Source organism: Gluconacetobacter entanii, assembly GCF_003206495.1.
Taxonomy (GTDB): Bacteria; Pseudomonadota; Alphaproteobacteria; order Acetobacterales; family Acetobacteraceae; genus Novacetimonas; species Novacetimonas entanii.
In genome coordinates, this window is sequence record NZ_NKUF01000025.1 from 35,726 (window position 1) to 46,089 (window position 10,364).

A 10,364-nucleotide genomic window follows, 5' to 3' on the forward strand; every position below is an offset into this window, starting at 1 on the left:
TTCCGCAAGACAGCCGGGTCCATCCCGACATCCATGTCATTAGCCAACAGCTTCCATGCCGCAATCACGCCATGGCCCGGCATCGCCCCCTGTCGGGACAGGTCTGACAGGCCCTCATATCCGTCCTGATTTCAGGCACTTATGAACACTGTTAATATTGCCTTAAAAAAGCATCTACCGGCCACCCCATAACGTGTCAAGCAACTTAATGACCCTGCGGGCGGCAAAACGGGTTCGTGGCCATCATGTCGACATAATCCGATTCCATACGGTACAGTACCGTTTCCAGAACCGGACAGGTTAAAACACCATACACCATTCGCACGTAATATTGTGACAACAAGGAATTATTTCCTGATTTTTCCCCTGTCCCCCGCATGGACTTCCGGGCTTTCGGCATGCTTTAAGAATATATGACTTACACCATGGGACTATAATTCATACCACACATACTTTCCCCTTTTCGTGCCGGCGCCCTCCCCCCGGCGACGAATCAGGATGCGCGGTATGATACCCCCAAGCAGGGATGCATGGCATGTCACAGATCAAACCTGATCATTTTTCACACTGAGATTCCGGGAATGGCTGGGTACCGTTTACATCACTCCTCCTGCGGGCAGGTTCTGCGCCACCATGCCATTGTGGCAAACATGGCGCGGCCCATGCGTTACACGATTCCCCGCAGCAAGATCGCACAAAGCCATGGATATGCAAGAATCTGATATCAGAAATGCAATATCTGACATGAACCAGCCCCATGGCGCGCCCCTATCACAAGGGCAACGTGGCCGAGGACCTGCGCCTGGCCACGCTGCGCATCCTGCAGAACGAACGGCTGGAGGACCTGTCGGTCCGACGCCTGACGCGGGAGGTCCGGGTCGCGCCCGCCAATTTCTACAACCACTATGCGTCGCTCAACATGCTGCTGGTGGAGATCGCGGCCGACTGCCTGGATGATTTTTCCGACATGATCGGCCATATCGCCCACCGCTCCGCCAGCCGCCATGACGCGCTGAAACGCACGGTCACGCATTATGTGGAGTTCGCATGCCGCCATACGCAGCTTTACCGCATGATGTTCGGCTACCTGACCGACACGGCGCAGCACCCGCGCTATAGCCGTGCGGCGCAACGCACCTTCAACCGCCTGCGCGACCTGATGGAGGCGGAGGAATTCCCCTGCGCCGAATCGGCGGACTGCGCCACCGCCCCGGCGGGGGAGGGCGTCGCGCATACCGGATACTGCATCTTCGCCATGAGCCACGGCCTCGCGGGGATGATCGCCGAAGGGCACATCCCGCTGGAACAGCAGCGCGAGGACAGCATCCGCACCTTCGTCGCGCATATCCTCGACCTGTTCACGACCAACCGCCTGCTGCAGGGGCATGCGCCAGCGGGCATGATGGCCGCCCGCGACGTCGCCCGCCCCGATGGGCCGTGCTGATACGGAACGGACGGGGGACATGTTACAGCATTCGTGGCGACAGATGGGGATGTCTGCACACAAATGCTTTACAAACCTGTAACAATAATGGTTATTCATAAAAAATAGTTTGAATTATTAATGTATTTTTTAGGAATCTTTAAATAAAAATACATAAATTATTGACACGATGCATGTGTGATGCTGTTATCCCCATGCCTGTTTCGTGCCGACATCGCGTGTCCGCCCCTTCGTAACGCCCGCAGGGGCCGCCATGATGGAACGCCCCATCCATGCCGCGCCCTGACCCGCAGCGCATGACGGCCACAAGAGACAGGCTGACGAGAGGCGGTCCCAACGGCCTGCTTCCCCCTTTCACCGGCAGAAGAAGACAGCATCGCGATGCCCACGACCCCCTTCACCTCCCCGGCGGCGCACAACGGGATACCGTCCTTTCCCCCGATGCCTGACCGCCTGTGCCGCGACATCGTGGACTTCTGCAACAAGCACCACACCACCTGCCGGGAGACGCGCTTTCGCCCCCGCAACGTCATCATCGAGGAAAGCGCCACCGCGCATTACACCTTCCTTGTGCGCCACGGGACGGTGAAGCTGTCGAAATCCATGCCCAACGGCCGCAGCCAGATCGTCGGCTTTGTCGGCAGCGGGCATATCCTGGGCACCAGTTCGCAGGAACTCTACATGTTCCAGGCGGAGGCGATCTCCGATGTCACGGTCAACAGGCTGAGCCGCACGATGTTCGAGTATATCCTCGTCAACGCGCCGGATATCCTGTCGCGCCTGCTGGAGGAGACGACATCGCAACTGGTGATGATACAGGAACGCCTGCTGGCGCTGGGGCGCAAGACCGCGCGTGAAAAGCTGGCCGGTTTCCTGCTGAGGGAGGCGACGCGCAACAATGGCAGCGACATCCACCTTCCGTTCTCGCTACAGATGTCGCGCGCGGACATTGCGGATTACCTCGGCCTGTCCACGGAAACCGTGTCGCGACTGATGAGCGTCTTTCACCAGGAAAAGATGATCCACCGCTCCCGCCAGGTCATCCAGCTACTGGCCCCGTCGCGCCTTGCCGCGATGTCCTGCACGATCCTGTAAGGGCGCCCGCCCGCCCTGCCCTGCCCCCTGCGGCCGATATGGCCGGCGCGGACCGGCGCGCCCATGCCCGCAACAGGCCGACAGGGCGCATACCGGGCAAGAGACCACGCGCGCAGGAGAACACCGGGCGGAACATCCGCCGGAACAAACCGGGAAATGACGCGGACCACCCCCGACAATCCCCACACCCGACAAACTATACACAAAGTTATCCACAGACCTTTCCGGAAATCTGTGAGCATCCTGCATGGGCGGCCTTCTGCGGCGATTCTGAAAAATGGCGGAAAACCGCCAAGGAATCGCATACCGATCCAAAAGGGGAACGGTTATATGACCAAGCAGGCCAAGATACGAGTCCTGTCTGCCAAAAAGAATCCACACCCGCCGCGCACGTCCCCGGATGCCTGCAACGACTCGTGAAGCAAGCTATGTCCACCCCTTTCATGCGGGCATCTTTCCATGCCCCGGACACACCATCATGATGGCGGCCGCGCCATGTCGCGGACCTGTGGAGAAAGGTGCGCCACGCGGACCACGTACTCCCCGGCGGGACGTTCCGGGTCATGGACCGCCCGCGCCAGGTCGCGCGTGATGCGTGCCGCCACCCCCGTACGGTAATGCAGCGGGTCCCAGAAACTGTCGCGCACGTCGGCGATGGGGCCGGGAATGTCGAAATCGACCACGATGGCGTTGGGCACATGGTCCATGTCCGCGACGATGCGCGCGCGGCACTGTGCGATGGCCATGGCGCGGGCGGGACCTGCATGCTGCTTCATTTCCCGCGCGACGGGGGGAAACCAGACGATCTTGAGCGTATCGGCCGGGATGCGCGCCAGCAGGCGCGGCAGCAGCGCGAGCGAGGGCGCGGCCGCCACCCGCGCCGTGGGGGATGCGACCGGCGTGGCCGACAGCCACAGCGCGAAATTGGCGCTGACCCGCGCACGGTCATAGGTCGCGTCATCGGGGACGAAGCTCTGGTATCCGTCCGCCCCGGCATGGTCGGCCTTCAGCCCAAGCTGGTAAAGCGCCTGGTTCGCGGCCTCCTGCAACGCATACAGGTCGAGCATATGGCCGTACCGTTGCCATGGCGGCGCGGAATAGACCCATTCCGTCCACTGCTCATGCGGTCCGCGCGCGGCGTCATCGCCCGACAGGCACCACACATGGTCAAGGTCGAGCATGACGACCCGCGGGGCGGAATGGGCCTGCATGAACACCTCAAGCAGCCGGTCCTGTTCCCATGCGGTGGCGTTATTCATGGCGAGGTTGACGAAGTGCGCGCCAAACAGCGGCCCCATCATGTCCGGCCGGATCAGGCGCGCGGTGGAGGTGCCGAGCATGGCCGCATCGAACCGCCCGTCGCGCGCCAGCGCCCCCATGGTGTAACGCGCGTTGCCCCCCGTCGGCACGCGCGACAGCGGCAGGTGCACCGGCAGGACATTCCACGCATCCATGCCGGCGATGAAGGCGAACACCACCCCCACCCCCGACAGCCCCACGGCCAGCAGCGTGAGCGCGAAGGCGCGCCATGTCCGGGGCATGGAGGATGGCGTCGTCGTCATGCCTGTCCCGTGGCTGTGGTGAATATGGGGCTTTCTACCGCCGCGCCTGTGTCCGCGCAAACAGGGCGAAAGTAATAAAAGTCTTGGGGTGCCGGATTTTTCCAGAAAGGCGGCGTCTTTCGAAGCTTTTTGAAAAAAGCTTCACCAAAAACTCCTGAATGTTTTTGGGGGCGCACACCACACCTGTTGTCACAAGGCTGGCGGCGTGGCCGCACAATCGGGCATCCTGCCCGCATGACGCGCATGAAGATGCGCACGGCAGAAGGAAACACGCGATGAATGAAGACGTCAGTCACAGCTTTGGCGATTCGCGCCTGCGCGCCACGGTGGCGCTGCATGGGGCGGAACTGTGCGCGCTGCATGACGAACTTGCTGGGTGCGACCTGCTGTGGAACGCCGGGGACGCGTGGAAGCGCCACTCCCCCGTGCTGTTCCCCATTGTCGGGCGGCTCGACAACGACACGGCGCTGTTCGACGGAAAACCCTACCGCATCACGCAGCACGGCTTCGCCCGCGACATGGATTTCCGCTGGATCGAACGCAATGCCGATGGCTGCGTGCTCGAACTTGCTGACAATGAACAGACGCGCGCGCTGTTCCCGTTTGCCTTCCGGCTGAAGATCGCCTACCGCATCGCCAATGGCGCGCTGGAGGTGGATTACCGCGTCATCAATCCCGACCCCACGCGCACGCTGTCCGCCTCGCTCGGCGCGCATCCGGCCTTCGTGTGGCCGCTGCGCCCCGACGTGCCCAAGGATGCGCACATCATCGAATTCGACCAGCCCGAACCCGAAAAGGTGCGCCGCGTCGCAGGCGGCCTGCTGTCGCCCGACCTGTTCCCCACCCCCATCGTGGGACGTGAACTCGCCCTGTCGGAAAGCCTGTTCGCAAAGGATGCGCTGATCCTCGACCATCCCGCCAGCCACGGCCTGACCTACCGCATCCCCAACGGCCCGGGCCTGCGCTTCACATGGAAGGGTTTTCGCCAGCTTGGCCTGTGGATGAAGCCGGGGGCCGACTTCCTGTGCATCGAACCGTGGTACGGCATGAGCAGCCCGCAGGATTTCAGGGGCGAATTCGCCACCAAGCCCGGCCTGTTCCACCTGCCGCCCGGACAGGAATGGCACGCGAGATGGAACGTCGCCCCGGTCTGAAACCGCCCCCGGCGGCGCCTGCGGGACAAGCATTGCAAAAACATCATGGGACGGGGGAAAACGCTGCGAAAATATCATATTGCCAGCAGCGAAATACGGCGTAGCGTCCGCCTCAGGAGCAGCTTGCGGCAATCGTGCCCGCCAAGGCTCATGGAAACGCTCAGATGAGTACTTTTCACCTTGTCCCCGCAACCGGCCTTCCCCCCGGCACGCAGGAAACCCGCCAGGCGACCGCCGGTCTGTTCGCCTGGTTCGCCGCCGCGTTCCGCCGTCGCGGCATGACGGAACTCGCGACGCTCAACAGCGTCGCGGTGCCGATGTCGGTCCGCACGGCCATCGAAGCCACGATTCGCGGCTGAGGCCCCGGCCTGTCGCGCCCCCGGCCCCCGCGATCGGGGAAGGGGCGCGATAAAGCGCATCGGGGATAATGCTTTTCCATGCCCATGATGCCATAATGTGTGGCGGCGCAGCGATGCGCCGCCACATCTGTTTGCGCCATGCGCCACGCCATGCGCCGCCGGCACCACAGCATAAGGAACCCCGCGTGAACGACCGATACAGGCCCGGACATTCGTGATGGCGCGCTGTCGTATCCGCCCCCGTTTCCACCGGGGCACATTCCGCCACACGTCGCGCACCGCGCTGTCGGGGGCGCTGGTGCTGGGCCTGTCCGCGGCCCTTCCCGCCCTTGTCCCCGCCCCCGTGGCCCATGCCGCCAGCGTCGGCATCCCCGGCCTTGGCGATTACGCGCGCTTCGGGGTCACCGTCACCGGCAATGGCGCGTATGGCCGCTGCACGGTGCAGGTCTCCTTTGACGCCGGGCGCTTCGCCTCAAGCGCGAATGAACTCGACAGCATGGGCATCCTCGACAACGTGGACACGCCCCTGCTGCGCCGGCGGACCAATTTCTACATGCGCGCCACGGCGGAGGAGATCGCCCCCGTCGTGGTGGACCATGCCTTCCAGCGCTTTGGCCACCGTGAGCAGTGCAATTTCGAATTCCTCTCGCGCGAGGGATGGTCGTATGGTGGGGACACGGGCAAGCCGTTCATGAAATTCACCATCACCGCGCGCACCGCGACCCAGGTGGACTGGTACAAGGCCAGCTTCGACGAACTGCACGAAGTGGCGGGCGGGTTCTGGGAGGACGCGGCCTTCGCCGGCCCGGCACAGCCCGAGGAACCCGGCCCGGCAGCCTATGGCCGCCGGTACTGAACGCGACGCCTGCGCGCGATCCATGGCGGCCCCGCCCGCACCCGCCACACGAAGGAACAGTCATGACCCAGCCCGGATTTTCCGGCACGTTTACCAAGGAATTCGAAACCCTGCTGCGCTGGCGGCGCGACGTGCGCCATTTCCGGCGCGATCCCGTCCCCGCCCCGGTGCTTGACGGGCTGCTGGCGACGGCGTGCCTTGCGCCGTCGGTAGGGCTGAGCGAACCGTGGCGCTTCGTCCGGGTAGACGACCCCGCGCGCAGGCATGCCGTGCGGGAGGATTTCGCGCGCTGCAATGCCGAAGCCCTCGCCGCGCGCGACGGGTCCGACGCGGGCGATTACGCGCGGCTGAAACTTGCCGGCCTGGACGATGCGCCGCACCATGTCGCGGTGTTTTCCGACAACGACCCGGCGCAGGGGCGTGGCCTGGGCCGGGGCACCATGCCGCAGACCACCACATGGTCCACGGTCATGGCCATCCACACCTTCTGGCTGGCGGCGACAGCGGCGGGGGTGGGGGTGGGCTGGGTCTCCATCATCGACCCCGCGCATGTCGCCGGCATGCTGGACGTGGATCCGGGATGGGAACTGGTGGCGTACCTGTGTGTCGGATATCCGCAGGACCCTTCCGACACGCCGGAACTGCAACGGCGTGGCTGGGAACGGCGCGATCCCGCGCGCCAGCAATGGATCGCACGCTGACGCCCCGCCGCCACCACGCCGGATGGGGCGGGATCGTGCTGGCCGTGCTGCTGGGCTGTGCCGGTGCGGGGCATGACGCCCGGGCGCAGGCGTGGGGCAATGCGGGATGGCCCGGCGCGCTGTCATCGCCCATGGCGGGCATCATGCACCAGCAGGCCGCCAGCAGCGCGCAGGCATGGCAGGGCACCATGGCCCACATGCGCGCGCAGCACGACAGCGCCCGCGCCGCATGGTCCGCCGATGCCCGCGCGGGTGCCGCCGCGCGGCAGGACATGAACCGCCCCACCCCCGGCCGCGACGCGCCCGACAATACCGACAGGCCCGCCATCGCATCAGATGTCCCCGGCGATGATCCCTATGCCCGCGACTGGTCGCGTTTCGAGCGCGAGGAAGCCCGCCTGCGCCAGCAGATGCGCAACATCCCCTGACGTCGCGCGCATGCCCGGCGGCAGGCCATCGCATCTGCGCCGAAGGTATGATAGGGTTGCATTAACATTCCCGGCCCCCTGCGCCGGTCCCGCCACAGTCCGGAGAATTCCTGCGTGTCGGCTGCCGTTCCGTCCTGCCACCCGTCTGCGGTGCCGCCGCCCGAACGGCCCGATGTCGCCGCGGTGTACGAGCATCGTCCAGCACTTGCGGCGCTGCGCCGCAGCGGGGCGATCGTGGATGCGCATGCGCTGGCCGCCGAATTCTGGGCCATCGACTATGCCATCGGCTTCATGGGCCACAACGACCCGCAGATGGAGCGCGACCCCAGACGCCGCCCCGCGCATGAAGGCCCGTCGCACAGCAGGCTGGGCGCGATCGAGCGTTACAAGTATATCCGCACCGCCATCGGCACGCGATGCGAACGCCTGCTGGTGCTGCTGATGGTGGAGGGACGCACCATGCCCGCCATCGCCGCGCATTTCGGCACGGAACAGACACATGTCGCCGGCGCGCTGGCGCTGCTGCTGGACATGCTGGTGGACCATTACGACGAAATGCCCGGCCCCCTGTGGAAGGGCTAGGGACTGCCTGAAAAACATTCACTCCTTCACCAACCCGTTCGCAGGACACATGCTCATGGACATCATCAGCGGAAGCTGCCTGTGTGGCGACGTGACCTATGACATCACCGCCGCGCCACTGGATTTCGTGCTGTGCCATTGCGAACGGTGCCGCAAGACGACCGGTTCGTCCTTTGCCGCCAACCTGATCGTCCGTCCCGCCGACCTGCACTGGCGCACCGGCGCGGGACAGGTCCGGCGCTGGGACCTGCCCACCGCGCGCAGCTTCGCCACCGCGACCTGCGCCACCTGCCACACACCCCTGCCCCATGCCACGCGCGACGGCGGGCGGATGATCGTACCGGCGGGCACGCTGGATACCGATCCGGGCCTGACGCCACGCCACCAGATCTTCACCGCGTCCAAGGCGCGCTGGTGCATTGATGTGGAGGACATTCCCGCCACGTCATGACGCGCGCGTTCCCATTTCCCCCGATTGCAGCACGAGGTCCGTCATGATCCCGCTCCCCACCGGCCATATCGCCGTCATCGGCAGCATCAATGTCGATTTCGTCTGCCGCGTGCACCGCTTCCCCCATGCGGGGGAGACGATGCATGTCCGCAGCGCGACAACAGGACTGGGCGGCAAGGGCGCAAACCAGGCGGTCGCCCTGGCGCGTCTGGGAAGCGTGGTCGAACTGGCGGGACAGATGGGCGATGACCCGCTGGCGCAGGTTGCGCGCACCGCGATGACCGACGCGGGCGTGGGACTGCGTTTCGTGCACACCGAAACCGGGGGCGAAACGGGGCGCGCCTTCATCACCGTCAATGACGCGGGCGAAAACCAGATCCTGGTCCATGGCGGGGCGAACATGACGCTGCGCCCCGATGATGTCCCGGCACTGGCGCGTGTGTTCGACGGCGCGCGCGTGGTGATGATGCAGATGGAAATCCCGCCGGACATCGTCGTGCGCCTGTGTGACCAGGCACGGACGCAGGACATGACCATCATCGTCGATCCCGCGCCCGTCCCGCCCGACGGCCTGCCCGATGCGCTGTTCACGCTGGCCACCATCCTGACCCCGAACGAGACCGAAACGCAGGCCCTGACCGGTATCCTGCCCACCGACGCCACCACCGCCCGCGCGGCCGCCGCCATCCTGCACCGGCGCTGGGTGGAATGCGCCATCATCAAGATGGGCGCGCGCGGCGTCTTCCATTCCCGCCGCGACGGGACGGACGGGTTCGTGCCCCCCTTCGCCGTAACGGCGGTGGACAGCGTGGCGGCGGGCGACTGTTTCGGCGCGGGACTGGCGCGCATGCTGGCCTGTGGCGCACCAATGGAGCAGGCCGTGCGCTATGCCGCCGCGTGCGGCGCACTGGCGACAACCCGCCCCGGCGCGGCAGACGCCGCCCCCACGGCGGAGGAGGTCGAAGCGTTGCTTGACCGTCAGGGACCGCGCCCCTGAACCCCGCCAGAGGTCGCGGGCCTCTGGACACCATGCGTTTTAATGGATCAGGGTGCAGGGGGCGTGTGCCTGCCGGGGCCGGGGCAGGCCGCTATGTTCCATGCGCCGACGGCCCTGCACATTCAGGGGCCTTGCCCCCGAACCCCCACCAAAGGTCGCGGACCTTTGGAAACCATGACCTTTACACAGGTGCGGGGAACAAGGGGAGAGAATGCATTGGAAAAACGCGGGTTAGGCATGGGGTTTTAACATTATTACTGATTGCGAATTTTGATTATAGTTATTTAATAACTAGGCATTTAGGGAAGAAATATAACAATGGCCACAGAAGTAGTACGAGATTCCAGCAACAGGGTTATTGGATATATCGACGACATGGGCGACCGTGTACTTGCAAAGGGCCAGAATGGCGTCGTTATCGGAAATTACGACAAGATCCTGAACCGGACACTGGATGCAAGTTCCAATATTGTTGGAAATGGCAACCTTCTCTCCGCGCTCATTTATAACCAACGCTAACCAGATCATTTTTCAGGCCCCGTTCATGTCAGGATATTTACGGATATCCTGACATCCGGCCCACCGGGGCGGGATCAGGCCGCCCGGATGTTCCCTGCGCCCACGGCCTCGCACATTCAGATTCCATGAGGAGTGGATAGCGAGCCGCGCCGTGTCAGAGTGTGCTTGCTGAAACTCTCTGGAGGGCAGAACCATGCTCGAGGCATCTGATCATCC

At 64.3% G+C, this 10,364-nt stretch carries 12 protein-coding genes; 11 read left to right on the forward strand and 1 reads right to left on the reverse strand.

The window, feature by feature from the left end:
* Positions 1 to 757 precede the first annotated feature (757 nt).
* Positions 758 to 1,444, forward strand: a complete 687-nt coding sequence (locus CFR72_RS11210) for a TetR/AcrR family transcriptional regulator (RefSeq protein ID WP_110914029.1) — start codon at positions 758 to 760, stop codon at positions 1,442 to 1,444.
* A 381-nt stretch (positions 1,445 to 1,825) separates the two neighbouring features.
* Positions 1,826 to 2,539 carry a Crp/Fnr family transcriptional regulator gene (locus CFR72_RS11215; protein WP_110914030.1) on the forward strand — a complete coding sequence of 238 codons (714 nt, stop codon included), beginning with the start codon at positions 1,826 to 1,828 and terminating at the stop codon, positions 2,537 to 2,539.
* 476 nt (positions 2,540 to 3,015) lie between these two features.
* Here CFR72_RS11215 and CFR72_RS11220 read toward each other — a convergent pair whose 3' ends face one another.
* Positions 3,016 to 4,101: a hypothetical protein gene (locus CFR72_RS11220; protein WP_146220713.1), complete on the reverse strand. Its 1,086-nt coding sequence runs from the start codon at positions 4,099 to 4,101 to the stop codon at positions 3,016 to 3,018.
* A 275-nt stretch (positions 4,102 to 4,376) separates the two neighbouring features.
* Here CFR72_RS11220 and CFR72_RS11230 point away from each other — a divergent pair, with 275 nt between their 5' ends.
* From CFR72_RS11230 to CFR72_RS17235, 9 genes are all read left to right on the forward strand, one after another.
* On the forward strand, positions 4,377 to 5,255 hold the full coding sequence (locus tag CFR72_RS11230) for an aldose 1-epimerase family protein (protein ID WP_110914033.1): 879 nt from the start codon (positions 4,377 to 4,379) through the stop codon (positions 5,253 to 5,255).
* Between the two features lie 164 nt (positions 5,256 to 5,419).
* Entirely contained in the window at positions 5,420 to 5,614 is a 195-nt protein-coding gene (locus CFR72_RS11235) for a hypothetical protein (RefSeq protein WP_110914034.1), read from the forward strand.
* Positions 5,615 to 5,831: 217 nt separating this feature from the next.
* Positions 5,832 to 6,470, forward strand: a complete 639-nt coding sequence (locus CFR72_RS11240) for a hypothetical protein (RefSeq protein WP_110914035.1) — start codon at positions 5,832 to 5,834, stop codon at positions 6,468 to 6,470.
* Positions 6,471 to 6,532: 62 nt separating this feature from the next.
* Positions 6,533 to 7,171 (forward strand): 5,6-dimethylbenzimidazole synthase, encoded by a 639-nt coding sequence (gene bluB, locus CFR72_RS11245; protein WP_110914036.1) that lies wholly within the window; start codon positions 6,533 to 6,535, stop codon positions 7,169 to 7,171.
* Positions 7,156 to 7,599 carry a hypothetical protein gene (locus CFR72_RS11250; RefSeq protein WP_110914037.1) on the forward strand — a complete coding sequence of 148 codons (444 nt, stop codon included), beginning with the start codon at positions 7,156 to 7,158 and terminating at the stop codon, positions 7,597 to 7,599. Before bluB ends, CFR72_RS11250 begins: the two co-directional genes overlap by 16 nt.
* A gap of 114 nt (positions 7,600 to 7,713) precedes the next feature.
* Positions 7,714 to 8,181: a hypothetical protein gene (locus CFR72_RS11255; protein ID WP_146220714.1), complete on the forward strand. Its 468-nt coding sequence runs from the start codon at positions 7,714 to 7,716 to the stop codon at positions 8,179 to 8,181.
* Between the two features lie 55 nt (positions 8,182 to 8,236).
* Entirely contained in the window at positions 8,237 to 8,632 is a 396-nt protein-coding gene (locus CFR72_RS11260; RefSeq protein ID WP_233044377.1) for a GFA family protein, read from the forward strand.
* A 43-nt stretch (positions 8,633 to 8,675) separates the two neighbouring features.
* Positions 8,676 to 9,629, forward strand: coding sequence for a ribokinase (locus CFR72_RS11265; RefSeq protein ID WP_208630024.1), 954 nt, complete (start codon positions 8,676 to 8,678; stop codon positions 9,627 to 9,629).
* Between the two features lie 318 nt (positions 9,630 to 9,947).
* A complete protein-coding gene (locus CFR72_RS17235; RefSeq protein WP_146220715.1) occupies positions 9,948 to 10,148 on the forward strand; it encodes a hypothetical protein in 201 nt (66 codons plus the stop codon).
* Positions 10,149 to 10,364: the final 216 nt, after the last annotated feature.